The sequence below is a fragment of the Pauljensenia sp. C0254C2 genome (assembly GCF_056583835.1).
The window spans coordinates 158,411-172,874 of sequence record NZ_JBWPJO010000004.1; the positions used below are offsets into that span (position 1 = coordinate 158,411).

The window sequence follows — 14,464 nt, forward strand, 5'->3', positions numbered from 1 at the left end:
CACACTTCGGCAATGCGCAGGCAGAGCGTGCGCACCGGTGTGGAATAATGCCAGCATGGAGCGATATGAGGACACGTGGCTGATTGTGCCTTTATATAACGAGGCCACAGTTGTCAGACAGGTGATCCAGCAGGCGCGGCGCACGTTCCCGAATATCGTGTGTATCGATGACGGTTCACGAGATGGTTCTGCCGAACAGGCACGCCTAGCCGGGGCACACGTGGTGACGCATCCCATTAACCTCGGTCAGGGTGCGGCCCTTCAGACCGGTTTCGAATACTTCCTCACCCGCACCGACGGCACCTACGCCGTCACCTTTGATGCCGATGGACAACACCGTGTCGAAGATGCCGTTGCGATGCGCCGCACCTCAATCGATACCGACACGCCGATTATCTTCGGCTCCCGCTTCCTTGAAGGCCATGTCGATATCTCCAGTTTCAAGCGTGTGGTGCTGAAAACGGCAGCGCTGGTGACTCGCGTGCGCACCGGAATGAAACTGACCGATGCGCACAACGGTCTGCGATTACTGCGCCGCGACGCTGTCGAACACGTGCATTTGACGCAAAACCGTATGGCACATGCTTCTCAAATCGTTGCCCAACTGGCGCGTTCAAAGATGAAGTGGCTGGAATTTCCGGTCACGATCATTTACACCGACTACTCGCGCTCCAAGGGACAGTCACTGCTGAACTCCATTAATATCCTCGTCGAATTGCTGATGGGGTGAGCGACATGTTGACAAATTACTGGCTTATCAAGCTACTCCTGCTGGCGGGGCTGCTACTGCTGGCATGGTTCGTCATGCGTCCCATACGCAATCCGAACCAACTGGCGCTCAAACGCCTCGGCATGCTGCTGATGATCGTCTTTGCAGCATTCGCGGTGCTCTTTCCCGGTCTGCTGAACCGTCTGGCCGCCTGGCTGGGCGTGGAGCGAGGCATCAACCTCCTGCTCTACGCGTTGGTTTTGGCTTTCTTCATGCAAGTTGCCACGACGTATCGGCGCGATGCCGATACGGAAAAACGTTTAACTCAGTTAGCTCGCGCTATCGCGCTGTCAACACACCCGCCGCTTCCTCACTATCGTGATGACGATGCATATTCTGGGACAACCTCTGACAGCGTTTTCCCTGCCGATGCCAAGGATTCAACGGAACCTGTGCCAGATGGCGATGAAACGAAAGATGCCGGCGCCCCCCTCGACAATGACGCTGACGACAAGTAGCATCGGCGGTCAATCTGAGCAACGACGGCGCTTTGACCTCGGGCTGCGTACGCTGGCACGCCAGGGGCCGCATATGCATGGGGAACGACACGACAAACCTTACAGTCTCAATAACGTTTGGATAACGATTTTCCGGTACAATCACACTCAATGAGTACAGCCAAACGATTTCTTGCGTTTCGCGCAATGCAACATAGCGCCACTGAAGTTCGATACTTCAGCGCGATTCGCGCTGTCCTCGGCGTGCTGGTCTCGCTTGTATTGTTAGCAGGCTGTACAGGCTTCTTTGTGATTAAAGATTTTCGTGACCAACTCTCCGAAAACATCATCGATATCAGCGATTTCGACAAGGGTGGCAAGACCGACGAAGAGAAACCACCAGGGGATCCTTTCGCCGGCAAAGCACTGAACATTCTGGTTTCCGGCATTGATTCGCGTAACAACGCAGACTACGCGTATGGCGATCCCGACGAGATCGACACCATTCGCTCAGATACCACGATGATCGTGCACATCTCGCAGGATCGCTCGAGGGTACAGGTGGTGTCGATTCCGCGCGACCTGATGACGACGATCCCCTCATGCCAGTCAGCCGAAGGCTACGAGACCTACGAACACTATGGCCAGTTCAACTCTGCCTTTGCTGACGGGGCAGGCAAAGATGACATCGCCGGCGGGATCGCATGCACGAAAGCGACTGTCGAGTTATTGACAGGACTTGAGCTGGACGGGTTCGTAGTCGTCGATTTCGCTGGTTTTGCGCATATGGTGGACGCGCTCGGCGGAGTCTGGTTTGACGTTCCTTCATACATTGAGGACTACAAGTCGGATATCTACTTTGATCCGGGCTGTCAGCACCTCGATGGGCGGCGAGCTCTTGATTATGCGCGCGTGCGCTACGGAGTGGAGGATTCTGACGGGTCCGACATTGAGAGGATCAGCCGACAGCAAGCACTCGTGGGTGTCATGTTCACAACTTTGTTGTCGAAGAACTTCATCACCGACATGCCGGCATTGCTGTCGTTCCTCAAGCAGACTCTGGCGGCACTCAAGATGTCCAGTGAATTCGCCGACATCACTGATGACGCGGGACTGCTCATGTCACTGGCAAGTATCAGCCGTGAAAACATCCAATTCCTCATGATGCCGAACACGCCAGACGACTACGACCCCAACAGGGTCATCGCAGTTGAGCCCGACGCCACTGACGTGTGGAACGCTCTTGCCAACGATGAACCGTACCCACCTGGCAGCGAGTACCGCGACGGCAACGGCGTGATGCGCACAGTCCCCTACCCTGAGAGTGATGGACAATCCAGTGATGACAGCTCCGGGGCATTCGACGACTCTGATAACACCGAGATTGACGGCGGTAATGCAACCAACGAGGCGCCGGGCCCTGACCCGCTGTCAGAGGATCTCTCAGATGAGTCAGCTGAGAGCACCCCAAGTTGTCCTCCGACCGGCCACTAAAGGTCAAGCCGATACGTTTCGCACGCGTCCTCGTCTTTTTTGTGGTGCCGAGTGGTCGCGTGCAAGCGACCACTCGGCACCACACTGAGCGACAGGATTTGAGACACCGATCAGGCATACGAGCACCTTGAGCCCAATACAACGTAAATTAGACACCGGTACCCATTGGCGTGCCGCGAAGTCTCTCGCTTCTATGATGCTGTGCATTCTCGATTGCATGCGACGCACTGCCGAAGAACTCAACGAGTAAGGAATATTCGACGTGACAGACCATCCCCCGTCATTTGCACCTGACCCGGGTCGGTCTCGCCCTCGTGCCAATGATGCGCACAAAATCTCCGAGCATCGCCGCACGCCAGATGCGCAGCGCTCGCCAGGCCGCAGTGCAGCGAGCCACCTGCGCACAACATCCGATGCTCCCGCAGATCCGAACCCCGCGGCCACACCTCAGCGCCGTTCCTTCCGTGATCCGTATGCTCGCCGTGGTACTCCTGACCCATCATCCAGCTCTTCTCGCGTCCAACAGTCCGGAGGAAGCAGCGCTACCCACGCTGATTCACATTCGCGTGCAGATCGTGGCGGCCCTGTCCACCTGGGCCGTGCGTCCTCACACAGCTCCGGCACCCAGTCCTCACAGCAATCCTCCGCTCACAATCAGCCGGCCGAGCCAACCAGGCGCATGCCATCACACACCACGCCGCGCAATCAGCGGCACCAGCCACCCTCGTTCCTGCCGGCCAACCAAGTGCGTCAACTTCAATCTCAACGCGCTGCGCTCTCTGGCACCAACGATGACGGGACGCCCGCGACGCCGCGCCAGCAGGCTTTTCATCCGCCACGCCAATGGACGATTCCTGAGCGTTCGCATCCAGCGCAACAGTACGGCTCGTCCGGCCCATATGGCCCCTCAGAGCCCTCCAGCTCATCCGCGCGCGACCGCGCACGCCCGCGACGCCGGCGTCACAGGCGCTGGCCACTCGTCCTCGTCATCATTCTGGTGCTCATCATCGGATGGCCGGCATTCCTCGTCTGGGATGCGAACCAGCACCTCGGGCGAGTTGACGCACTCACCACGAACGCGGACACTCCTGGCACCACATACCTGCTCGTCGGTTCAGATTCCCGGGCCGATGGAGCCGTCGCTGACGGTACCGAGGGCGCTCGAGCCGACTCGATTCTGCTGATCAACGTCGCGCCCAACAGTCAGGCCACCGCAATTTCACTGCCTCGCGACACGTACGTGTCGGATCCGGACTACGGCGACATCAAGCTCAACGCATCCTACTCCCTGGGAGGTCCCAACCAGCTGGTCGCAACGGTCGAATCGCTTACCGGACTCACCGTGGATCACTACGTCGAAATCGGAATGGGCGGCGTGGGAACAATCGTTGACGCGCTGGGGGGCATCAATTTGTGCCTCGACATGGACGTGAATGACGAGCTGTCCGAGCTGAACTGGCAGGCCGGATGCCACGACGCCGATGGTCGCACCGCGTTGGCATTTTCACGCATGCGTTATTCAGATCCGCTCGGTGACATCGGCAGAGCCGAGCGCCAACGCCAGGTCATCACCAAGACCATCAGCACGGCCCTGTCCCCCAGTGTCCTGCTCAACCCGATAGCCACCCTGAGAGTTGAACGCGCCGGAGCGAGTTCACTCACCGCCGACAAGTCCGCATATTCAACCGACCTTGCCCGATTGGTGTGGGCATTCAAGTCAGCCAGTGACGCCCAACTCATGGGTGCACCGCCCATCGAATCCATGGGCTTTGAAATCGGATCTGGCTCAGCCGTTTTGCTGCGCGATACAACCGCGCCCGAGTTCTTCGCCAAAGTCGCACGCGGCCAGATCACGCCAGAGGACCTCAACCAGCTTGACGGGTAGGTCGCTAGTGCGGTCCACCTTGTAGTCGGCCGACACTCAATGGTGCGCGCCACCTGCAGACTAAACGAGCGCCACCACGTGCGCACGCTCCCCTATCCTTGGCGGCGACATGACAAAGCCGCCCTCGTCACTGTCGAAAACACCAATGACGAGGGCGACCCGTGAGGCTGTAAACTCCGCCGGCTCCTAGTTGCTGGCGGGAACCTCAAAGTGACGAGGGCCGGCCTGCCACGCTTCCCAGGCGGAGCTGAGGATGTCATGGACATCCAGTTCGGGCGTCCAGTTCAGGTCCTTGCGGATACGGGACGAATCGCCGATGAGCTGAGGCGGGTCGCCGGCGCGGCGATCCAGCTCCTCGACCGGGAAATCCCAGCCCGACACTTCGCGCAAACCGTCTATGATCTCGCGAACGGATGTGCCTTTCCCAGTGCCAACGTTGAACACGCGATGTTCCGGCTTTCCATCTTCAAGAGCATCAAGTGCAGCGATGTGTGCCTGAGCCAGGTCGCGCACGTGGATGTAGTCGCGGATGCAGGTGCCGTCCGGCGTGGGGTAATCCGTGCCGAAGATCTTGGCGGACTCGCCCTTGGAAATGCGATCCAGCACCATTGGAATCAGGTTGAGGGTCGCGGGGTCTTCCAGGTCGTTCCACCCCGCACCTGCCACGTTGAAGTAGCGCAGGCCGATCCAGTTCAGGTCCCATGCGCGTTCACAGTCCGCCATCATCCACTCGGCGATGAGCTTGGTCTCGCCGTACGGGTTGATTGGTTTCTTCTCGATGTCTTCGGGGACGACCTCGACGGGCGGCATGCCATACACCGCGGCCGAAGAGGAAAAGATCATGCGGGTGACGCCTGCATCCTGCATCGCCAGAAGCATGTTGGCGAGGCCGCCGATGTTCTGCTGGTAGTACCAGGCGGGGCGCTCCACCGATTCGCCAACCTGCTTGCGGGCGGCGAAGTGGATTACTGCGTCCACGTCCTCATCGACCATGGCGTTGGTCAGAACGCCGCGAGCTTCATCGGATGCGCAATCGATTTTGATGAGTTTCGCGTCGCCGATACGGTCAGCTGTTCCGTACGACAAGTCGTCGACGACGATGACGCGTTCACCGCGCTGCTGGAGAAGCCGTACTACATGTGCGCCGATGTAGCCGGCGCCGCCACATACAAGAATGCTCATGTCACTACTGTATTACGGATTTGCATGCCAGGTCACGCACGTGGTGCGTGACCGTCCGACGAACTCTCAGTGTGATTCGAGGGGCGGCGCGCATCGGTCCGAACGCTGGGCCAGATAGATGCAGGTACTGGTTGGTGGATCGACAACGGTAGTGAAAGGTGTTAGTGCTTCTGGCTACCCAGTTCATCGCGCAGGCGTGTTCCTTTGTTCATGGCAACTGCGCGCAGATCCTGCTGGAAAGCTCGCATGTGGGCGCGAAGATCGGCAGCAGCCTCGTCGGTACCGACGCTGAGGATACGTACCGCCAACAATCCAGCGTTTCGTGCACCGCCGATTGACACCGTGGCGACCGGGACGCCAGCAGGCATCTGCACAATCGACAGCATGGAGTCCACACCATCCAAGTGTTTCAGTGGTACCGGAACACCGATGACGGGCAGTTCGGTGAGCGCTGCGAGCATGCCGGGCAGATGCGCTGCACCACCGGCACCTGCGATGACGACACGCAGACCTCGCTCGGACGCTGACCTGCCGTAATTCACCATGTCTTCAGGCATGCGGTGCGCAGAAACGACACCGACTTCACAGGCAATGCCAAACTCTGCAAGGGCATCAACGGCAGGTTTCATCGTCGGCCAATCTGAATCCGACCCCATGACCACCCCGACCAGGGGATTCTGACCGGTTGGGGTCACGATAGGAAACGCGTCGCCACCCTCCCCGCGCCGAGTGGTCGCTTGCATGCGACCACTCGTGGATTCCTCTGATGGTTGTAGGCTCATGGTGCTCCGTGTCCTCTCGTGTTGTTCATTGGTGCTTTGCGCACTCACAGCGCGCCGCCACCTCATCATCAGGCATACCCCTGTCTTAATCTCATAGTGCCACGCCGCAGAGCGTCGCCCTCGTCAATGACGACCAGTGTGACGGGCCTAGCCATCCTCCTCCGGCTCGCCGCACAGCGCATCGACAGCCGCCTGAGCTGCGGCCTGAGCTTCTTCCACCGTAGTCGCAGATGCGTTGACATGTCCGAGCTTCCGGCCGGGTCGCACCGACTTGCCGTACAGATGGATCTTTGCTTCCGGACTCGATGCCAAAGCCTGAGACAGGCCCGCGCTGGGATCGTGTCGATTCGACCCCAGTAGGTTCACCATGACCGTGGCAGGCGCCGTCATTCGCGTGCTCCCCAACGGCAGGTCGAGCACAGCGCGAAGATGCTGTTCAAACTGACTGGTCACAGACCCGTCGATCGTCCAGTGACCCGAATTGTGCGGTCGCATGGCAAGCTCGTTCACCAACACGCGCGCACCGTCAACCCCATCAGCAACAAAGAGTTCGACAGCCAAAACACCGGTGACTCCCAGCTCAACTGCAATACGCTCCCCAAGATCTTCCGCCTGCCGGGCAAGCTCGGCAGAAATACCTGGTGCAGGCACCCGCACAATGGAGCAGACTCCGTTGTGTTGGATCGTCTGAGCAACTGGCCATGAGCGCACCTGACCGGATGGATTTCGGGCGACGAGGGCGGCCAGCTCCACCGTGAATGACACCTTTTCTTCAGCAAGGAGCGGCGCTCCACGGTCGAACCAATCGTCAACACCATGAGCATCGCCGACAACCCGCACGCCATGACCATCATAGCCGCCAACCGGTGTCTTCACGATGACCGGCCATCCAACCGCGTCGCCAAATGCTGCCAGTTCCTCGGGTGTGGTGACCTTCGCCCAACGGGGGCACGGAATCCCGGCGTCAGTGAGGCGTTCACGCATAGCGAGCTTGTCCTGCGCGTACAGCAAAGCCGATGCAGGTGGATTGATTGCAATGTCGGATCCAACCTGCTTCAGGATGTCCTGCGGAACGTGTTCATGCTCGAACGTCAGCACATCCGCGCCGCTGATGATCGTGCGCACAGCATCGATGTCCGAGGGGTCCCCCACCACTGAATGCACAACAACTGAGCCCGTTGCACCATCCTCAGCTTCAACCAGCGCATGTAGGTCGATTCCCAGTGCAATGGCACTTTCCTGCATCATGCGCGCCAGCTGACCACCACCAATCACAGCGATGACAGGGCGAGGTGCAGAAGGCGCTGGCGCACCGCTAGGTGCCCCGGTGGTATGAGACGCCACGTGACCATTTGGCGCTTCGAGGTTGTCGACGGCTGCTGCCGTGTTTGCGGATTCTTCGACTGGTGACTGCGCAGTATTTGATGAGCTCACACATAGAATCTACCGCTCACCCGCGGCTTCGTCACATCCCAGCGCACTAGGGTTGTGTGTGCCGAGTGGTCGCTTGCACGCGACCACTCGGCACACACAATAAAAATCAGAAGCGCCGCGAGCGCCTTCCCATTGATACCAGGGGTCCCTGCGGCATGACTCGGTCGGGGTCAATCGACGCGGGAATGGCCGCGAGTGACACGGTGAATACCGGTGGCGCTGCCTGCGTCAGTTCCAGTCGCCCGCCCATCGCTTCGGTCAGGTCGTGCGCTAATCCCAGCCCAATTCCACTGGACCCGTGACCGGATACGCCGTAGTCAAAAATCTCGGGAGCCAGTTCCTCAGAGACACCCTCGCCCTCGTCACTCACATCGATCATCACACCGCGCTTCGTGGGTGACTTGCGGGAAACCACTCGCGTTTCGCCGGCACCGTAACGCAAGGAGTTTTCGATCAGTGTTGCCAGCACCTGCCCGAGCTTCGCTGCATCGGCCAGCACCGAAGCACCCGATTCATCGGTGAAAGTCAAAGTCCGACCGGCCTGCGTGAAAGCACTCTCCCACTCTTCGCGAGCCGTGTTGAATATTTCCACCACATGGATAGCCTCCGTGTGCCCGCTGGTGCGTTTGGACGTGTCGAGCAGGTCCGTCACCACGGTCGTCAAGCGCTCGACCTGTTCAAGACAGCTGGATGCTTCTTCACGCACTTCGTCTTGCTCAGCGATCATCTCGATCTCCTCGAGCCGCATCGACAGAGCCGTCAGAGGCGTGCGCAGCTGGTGAGAAGCATCAGCGGAAAAACGGCGTTCTGCCGCCAAGCGCCCCGCCATGCGCTCTGCTGTTCTGGCCAGTTCATCCTGGACCAAGTCAATTTCCTCAATGCCGGATGGCTTCACTCGCGCACGCACCATACCGGCGCCAATTTGCTCGGCCTGAGCAGCCAGATAAATCAGCGGAGCGGACAGTCGGCGTGACAGCCGCTTCGCCAAAGCCCAGCCAACTAGCATCGATAGTGCTGCACCACCGATGAACAGGACAATCACACCGATAACGCGACGTATCGCGGGCATCGCGGAAGTTTCCATCGTCACGATCGTCCCCAGCGAAGATGATTCCGACGACCTGAGTTTAGGGCCCGAGATGGTCTCACCCACCACGATTTCCTCCTGCCCGCGCGCCTTCACACGTGTCCACGCATCAGCCTCTTCCACGACCAGCGGTTTCGCCCAGGCTTCAACCAGATGCTCAGAAATCTGCGTGCCCTCCGAAATGCGGCGGTCAGATGCCCGCATGAGGGATTCGACGCGCGCGTCCAGAGCATTTTGCTCACTTTGCCACGCCATGATGGAGCCGATCGTCGCACCCGGAATACCCATCAGCAGGACAACGACTGCTACGGCAGCCAGGATCATTTTTGCTGCTCGGCGTCTCATCGTTCCCTCCAATCTTGGCGTCAGCCCATCGTTTTGTGCAAGCGCTGACCGGTTGCACCGCAACGTGTCGACACTGGCTGACTGCGAGCACGTGCATGCGCCGGCAGGGACTAACAGGCGTCAGCGTTGGCTCACTGCTAGGATGAGCATCCACCAGTAGGCCACGCCAATTCCAAACTCAGCGCAGCAAGGGGAGCGCAGCAAGGCTTCGAGCAGGAGCGGCCTAGTGACCGTTCTTTTCGAAACGGAAACCCATTCCACGCACGGTTGTGATATAGCGCGGCGACCCGGCATCGTCTCCGAGCTTGCGGCGCAGCCACGACACGTGCATATCCAGCGTCTTGGTCGACCCTGATGGGTCAGACCCCCACACTTCACGCATCAGCGCTTCACGCTCGACCACGTTGCCGGCTTCACGTACCAGCACTCGCAGCAGCTCGAATTCTTTGGCAGTCAGATGCAGTTCACGCGATCCGACGAACGCCCTGTGTGCAGAGACATCGATTGTCACGTCCTGAGCGCTGATCTCATCCTCTGACACGTCACCGACCGAGCGGCGCAACAAAGCGCGCACACGAGCCAGGAGCTCAGCCAGGCGGAACGGCTTGGTCACATAGTCATCGGCACCGGCATCCAGGCCTACGACCATGTCTACCTCGTCAGTGCGAGCGGTCAGAATCAGGATAGGTGTGGTGCGGCCTTGCGAGCGGATTTCACGCGCAACCTCAAGGCCGTCAATGTCAGGCAAGCCCAAATCGAGGACAACTAGATCGGCGCCATCAATCTCATTGAGAGCGCCTTTACCAGTGCCATGAGCTCGGACCTCGTAGCCTTCACGCCCAAGGGCGCGAGCCAGAGGCTCGGAAATCGCGGGATCGTCTTCGACGAGCAGTACTGTAGTCACGGCTTAATGGTACATCCTAGGAGCGCTCTTTCACATTACTTGACCTTTTTCATCTCAATTTGCACCGTTCTTTAACGAGGAGAACGCGGCCTTTGAGCGAGCGAGGTCACACCGTTGTCTCACGTGGCAGGTGTTTTGAGCAGGCCGGAGGCGAAGGCAACGAGATGGAATTTTATGCGCGCAGCTTAAAACAGACGCTGTAACTGACGCGGCGCTCTCCCCTCGTCCACCACCGTTATTCGTATTGACGCGAGAGCAGGTATGGAGAGACGAGGCCGAAGCCGCGAAGTTCTGTGCTGGGGAAGGTTTCGATCGCATAGCCTTTGCCGCCTTTACCCGCGGAAACTGCCGCGGCGGTAGTCGGGTCAGTCAGGATTCGCCCAACCGGCGCGATATCCACCAGACGAGACGCGAGGTTCACCGGCGGTCCAAATACATCACCTGAACGGGAGAACACGTCACCCCGTACGAAGGAAGCGCGAACCGGCAAAATGTCATCATCGGCGTTAAGGCGCTCAATCAAGGAGGTCACCACATTCAGTCCGGTGGGCAAATCGTCAGCAATGAAGAACACGGCGTCACCAATCATCTTGACGACTCTGCCGCCTGCTTGAGTCACAGCGATTCGGCTCGCGTCCTCAAAACGTTGGATCAGGCCAACTAGCTTGCCGCCCAGGATGGTCGAGGAGGCCGTGTATGAGACCATGTCGACAAAACCGAGGGATCGGTTCAGCGGGAATCGACGCTTGGCTGATTCGTGCCCGCGCTGCGAGACTTCATGGTCGACGCGATCCAGGAGCGAGTGCAGCTGTCGCTGCCAGGAGTAGACGAGGGTCTCGCCCAGCAGGTCGACGTACTGGCGCATCTGGTCGAGTGTGACGAGGCGGGCCGCTGTATCATCAAGCCTCAGGCGGCGGACAGAATCTTCCACGAACGCTTCCACCTGCCACAACGCCAGGCGGTCGGTGATGTGGGAGTGGGCTCGGAGCAAAGACTGTGCGGTGGATCGGTCGACACTTCCATCGGCGACGAGCTGAGTCCACTTGGCGTAAATTTCCTGGTCACGGTGGGTGAAGAGCGGCGATTCGGGGTCGGCGTCCGGGAAGCCCATCGTCGTCCAGAAATCATTCACGTCGTCAACGGTTCCGCCAACCGCGTTGGCAAGGTCTTCAACGGTCAGATGCGGGATTTCGCCTAGCAATTGTTCCTCGTACTCGCGTATCGTGGCTCCCGCCCCGCGGCTCACTCCCGCCTGCACGCTTCCCCGTTCTTCCCCCGCTTGCGCCGAGTGGTCGCGTGCAAGCGACTGCTCGTGATGCATAGAAGATGGCGAGCCCGGCTGCGCGGACGGTTGATCGTCTTCTGAGGGCACAACTGAACTGGCCGGACGTGAGGGCGGGTGCTCAGAAGTTCTGCTCGACGAAGCATCACTGTGACCGTCTCGCTGATCATTGTTCATGTCGCTAATGTCAGCTTCGCACTGTCCAGTCACGCATCATTCCTCCCTTCCGTACTCGCATCCTTCTGCATCAGTATTCTGCATCGCGCAGCGTAAGCCGTAGCGTTATCTCTTCGCCTGACACACTTGTGAAAGTAGCGTTCGTATCGCCCCAACGCGGAAATTTTCCGCGATTGGCATGCCACCTGCATGAATGCAACCTTCCATAGCATAGCGCCTTATGTGTCGATCGTCACGTTCCCCGTTATCCGCGAGTGGTCGCGTGCACGCGACCACTCGTCGAAGTGACACACTAGGCGGTATGCATCTAGTTTTGGCTTCCCGTTCGCCGGCGCGCCGCGCGACGCTCCTATCAGCAGGAATCACACCGATTGTCATGGTGTCAGATGTTGATGAGAACGAAGTTCTCCGACGGCTCAAAGAAGCCTTCTCTTCGTCAAGTGACCCTGCACACGAAGACCCATCGCCTGCCGACCAAGTTCTCGCTTTGGCTCAGGCAAAATGCCTCGCGGTGGCAGACAGGCTGGCCTGCGTTTCCCTCGACAATACGGCCGTCGACGAGGTTCGTGCCGAAGATCGCACACACGAAGACCTTATCGTCGTGGGCTGCGACTCCATGTTCGAACTGGATGGCGTCATGTATGGAAAGCCGCATAACCGCCTGACTGCCATCGAACGCATCAGGTCGATGCAAGGACGCAGCGGCACGTTGTGGACAGGGCACTGCGTCGCCCTCCTGACAGCGCAAAGCCACAATTCGATTGACGAAGAGAGTGCCTCTCCCCTTGCTGGCGTGAAGCCGTCCCGTGCCCCCGAACCCGCCGCTAACACGCCCAAGTCGACGGACGTGGCCTATCAAGTTGCGCGAACGGCCGGGCGTTCAGCTTCCACAACCGTATATTTCGGCTCAATGACCGACGAAGAAATCAAAGCGTACGTTGACTCGGGTGAGCCGCTTGAGGTGGCGGGCTCATTCACGATCGATGGTCTTGGAGGGGCATTCGTCCGGGGCGTCGAGGGGGATCCCCACTCCGTTGTTGGTATCTCGTTGCCGCTCCTTCGGTCGATGCTGGCTGAGCTGGACGTATTCTGGCCCGACTTATGGGATCAGCACAACAGGCCCAACGGGCACTGACACCCATTCAAACCATTCGACGATCTCACAATATGGGAAAACCTGATCGCGTTTCAATCCTCTTGTGTGCCGAGTGGTCGCTTGCAAGCGACCACTCGGCACATGCCTCGTCGACTATCGCACCCACCTGCGAGCCGCCTGCAGCCCTCCCCCTCGCCAAAGTCCTTCCGGGAAATGCCAAGCACCGTAAACTGAGACCATGACTGAGGACACAACTGAGACCCACAATATGAACGCATGGGGAATTGGGCTGGCAACAGTTGCCGACGATGGTCACACACTGGACGTGTGGTACCCGCACCCCCATTTGGGCGAACGTTCTAACTCGGCCCCAGACGCCGAGCTCTTCGATATGCTCTCCGAACTGGAACGACGCGATGAGGCTCGCGGAGTGCACACACAGGTTGTCACATGCACCGCCGACCTAGAGGATCGCCCTCAATCCACCGCCGATGCCTACCTTCGCCTGCATCTTTTGTCCCACCGGCTCGTCAAGCCCAACACGATCAACCTCGACGGCATTTTCTCGCGCCTCCCTTCAGTTGTGTGGACGTCGGCAGGCCCGTGTCCGATCGATGACTTCGAAGGAACTCGCCTTCGCCTGCGCCAACACCTCGGCCGTCCTGTCACCGTAACCGGCGTGGATAAGTTCCCCCCGATGGTGAACTACGTCGTGCCAGATGGAGTCAGGATCGCTGACGGTGCGAAAGTTCGCCTGGGTGCCTACCTGTCGAAGGGCACAACAGTCATGCATGCCGCGTTCGTGAACTTCAATGCGGGCACGCTGGGCCGCAGCCTGATCGAAGGCCGTATCTCGCGCGGCGTTGTCATCGGTGATGGATCCGACGTAGGCGGCGGAGCTTCGACCATTGGCGCTCTGAGCGGTAGCGGCGACGACCAGGTCCGCCTGGGCAAACGCTGTCTGCTGGGCGCAAACTCCGGCTTGGGCATTCCGCTGGGTGATGACTGCGTGATCGAAGCCGGACTGTTCCTGACAGCCGATACCCAGGTGGCGCTCATGCCTGGAGGCGGCGTCATTCCGGGCGCGAACGGTCTTTTCGCAGAACCGCGAACAGTGGAGGCTCGTGAACTTGCCGGAGCCTCGAATGTTCTCTTCAAGCGCTCCGTGTCCGGCAGAGTTGAAGCCCACGCGCGCGGAGGCCGCTCAATCGAGTGGAATGACCCGCAGCAGCATCATCGTGAAAACCACGAGGACGACTAGCCGAGCCGCATACTTGAGCTCTCCCCACCGTTAGGTCTTTGAATGGAGGTCAGCCTCCTCGTGACGTGATCGTGATGCTGGGTGCAGCGACGCGTGGCGGCACGTCCGGGTGCTAATAAGCCGGAAGCCGCATCGCATTTGAGCGTCACGTGGAGATAGCGGGGTAACGTCATGTTCCTCGCTCCCAGCAAATAGGACCTCCGAGATCAGTCATTTCCTAGTGGGCCAGCCAGCTTCTAGGTGCCTGGCTATTGCAGGGGTGCTGGGCGCTGCTTATGCCCGTGGTTGATACTGCACGAGGGTGGCTCACGCTATCCACAATTTCGTCA

Annotated in this window: 12 protein-coding genes; 6 read left to right on the top strand and 6 right to left on the bottom strand. The window is 59.3% G+C overall.

The features are described from left to right. Positions 1–55: 55 nt before the first annotated feature. The 4 genes from AC1DA5_RS04735 to AC1DA5_RS04750 all read left to right on the top strand — a co-directional run bounded on the left by AC1DA5_RS04735 (position 56) and on the right by AC1DA5_RS04750 (position 4,585). The gene (locus AC1DA5_RS04735; RefSeq protein ID WP_480289403.1) at positions 56–730 is read left to right on the top strand and encodes a glycosyltransferase family 2 protein; all 675 of its coding nucleotides are present in this window, start codon (positions 56–58) and stop codon (positions 728–730) included. A gap of 5 nt (positions 731–735) precedes the next feature. Beyond that, positions 736–1,227, top strand: a complete 492-nt coding sequence (locus AC1DA5_RS04740) for a DUF2304 domain-containing protein (protein ID WP_257525480.1) — start codon at positions 736–738, stop codon at positions 1,225–1,227. Positions 1,228–1,515: 288 nt separating this feature from the next. Further along, positions 1,516–2,700 (top strand): LCP family protein, encoded by a 1,185-nt coding sequence (locus AC1DA5_RS04745; protein WP_480289405.1) that lies wholly within the window; start codon positions 1,516–1,518, stop codon positions 2,698–2,700. A gap of 262 nt (positions 2,701–2,962) precedes the next feature. Further along, complete coding sequence (locus tag AC1DA5_RS04750; protein WP_480289407.1) at positions 2,963–4,585, top strand: LCP family protein; 1,623 nt, start codon at positions 2,963–2,965, stop codon at positions 4,583–4,585. A 186-nt stretch (positions 4,586–4,771) separates the two neighbouring features. Here the strand turns inward: AC1DA5_RS04750 and galE are convergent, their stop codons facing one another. The 6 genes from galE to AC1DA5_RS04780 form a co-directional block, all read right to left on the bottom strand. Beyond that, the gene (galE, locus tag AC1DA5_RS04755; protein ID WP_070726300.1) at positions 4,772–5,767 is read right to left on the bottom strand and encodes a UDP-glucose 4-epimerase GalE; all 996 of its coding nucleotides are present in this window, start codon (positions 5,765–5,767) and stop codon (positions 4,772–4,774) included. 161 nt (positions 5,768–5,928) lie between these two features. Continuing rightward, positions 5,929–6,510 carry a 5-(carboxyamino)imidazole ribonucleotide mutase gene (gene purE, locus AC1DA5_RS04760; protein WP_070726297.1) on the bottom strand — a complete coding sequence of 194 codons (582 nt, stop codon included), beginning with the start codon at positions 6,508–6,510 and terminating at the stop codon, positions 5,929–5,931. A gap of 186 nt (positions 6,511–6,696) precedes the next feature. Further along, the gene (locus AC1DA5_RS04765) at positions 6,697–7,893 is read right to left on the bottom strand and encodes a 5-(carboxyamino)imidazole ribonucleotide synthase (RefSeq protein WP_480289437.1); all 1,197 of its coding nucleotides are present in this window, start codon (positions 7,891–7,893) and stop codon (positions 6,697–6,699) included. 196 nt (positions 7,894–8,089) lie between these two features. Next, complete coding sequence (locus tag AC1DA5_RS04770; RefSeq protein ID WP_058237061.1) at positions 8,090–9,415, bottom strand: HAMP domain-containing sensor histidine kinase; 1,326 nt, start codon at positions 9,413–9,415, stop codon at positions 8,090–8,092. Positions 9,416–9,638: 223 nt separating this feature from the next. After that, a complete protein-coding gene (locus AC1DA5_RS04775) occupies positions 9,639–10,319 on the bottom strand; it encodes a response regulator transcription factor (RefSeq protein WP_058237062.1) in 681 nt (226 codons plus the stop codon). A gap of 235 nt (positions 10,320–10,554) precedes the next feature. Then, complete coding sequence (locus tag AC1DA5_RS04780) at positions 10,555–11,811, bottom strand: adenylate/guanylate cyclase domain-containing protein (protein ID WP_092648733.1); 1,257 nt, start codon at positions 11,809–11,811, stop codon at positions 10,555–10,557. Positions 11,812–12,079: 268 nt separating this feature from the next. Between AC1DA5_RS04780 and AC1DA5_RS04785 the strand changes: the two genes are divergently transcribed. Next, a complete protein-coding gene (locus AC1DA5_RS04785; RefSeq protein ID WP_058237063.1) occupies positions 12,080–12,913 on the top strand; it encodes a Maf family protein in 834 nt (277 codons plus the stop codon). Positions 12,914–13,112: 199 nt separating this feature from the next. Beyond that, positions 13,113–14,135 carry a 2,3,4,5-tetrahydropyridine-2,6-dicarboxylate N-succinyltransferase gene (gene dapD / locus AC1DA5_RS04790; RefSeq protein WP_257525482.1) on the top strand — a complete coding sequence of 341 codons (1,023 nt, stop codon included), beginning with the start codon at positions 13,113–13,115 and terminating at the stop codon, positions 14,133–14,135. Positions 14,136–14,464 lie beyond the last annotated feature (329 nt).

Bases quoted from the DNA above. Each gene is read 5' to 3' on its own strand.
- AC1DA5_RS04735 (WP_480289403.1), top strand. From the start codon at position 56: ATGGAGCGATATGAGGACACGTGGCTGATTGTGCCTTTATATAACGAG.
- AC1DA5_RS04740 (WP_257525480.1), top strand. From the start codon at position 736: ATGTTGACAAATTACTGGCTTATCAAGCTACTCCTGCTGGCGGGGCTG.
- galE (WP_070726300.1), bottom strand. From the start codon at position 5,767: ATGAGCATTCTTGTATGTGGCGGCGCCGGCTACATCGGCGCACATGTA.
- purE (WP_070726297.1), bottom strand. From the start codon at position 6,510: ATGCAAGCGACCACTCGGCGCGGGGAGGGTGGCGACGCGTTTCCTATC.
- AC1DA5_RS04770 (WP_058237061.1), bottom strand. From the start codon at position 9,415: ATGAGACGCCGAGCAGCAAAAATGATCCTGGCTGCCGTAGCAGTCGTT.
- AC1DA5_RS04785 (WP_058237063.1), top strand. From the start codon at position 12,080: ATGCATCTAGTTTTGGCTTCCCGTTCGCCGGCGCGCCGCGCGACGCTC.
- dapD (WP_257525482.1), top strand. From the start codon at position 13,113: ATGACTGAGGACACAACTGAGACCCACAATATGAACGCATGGGGAATT.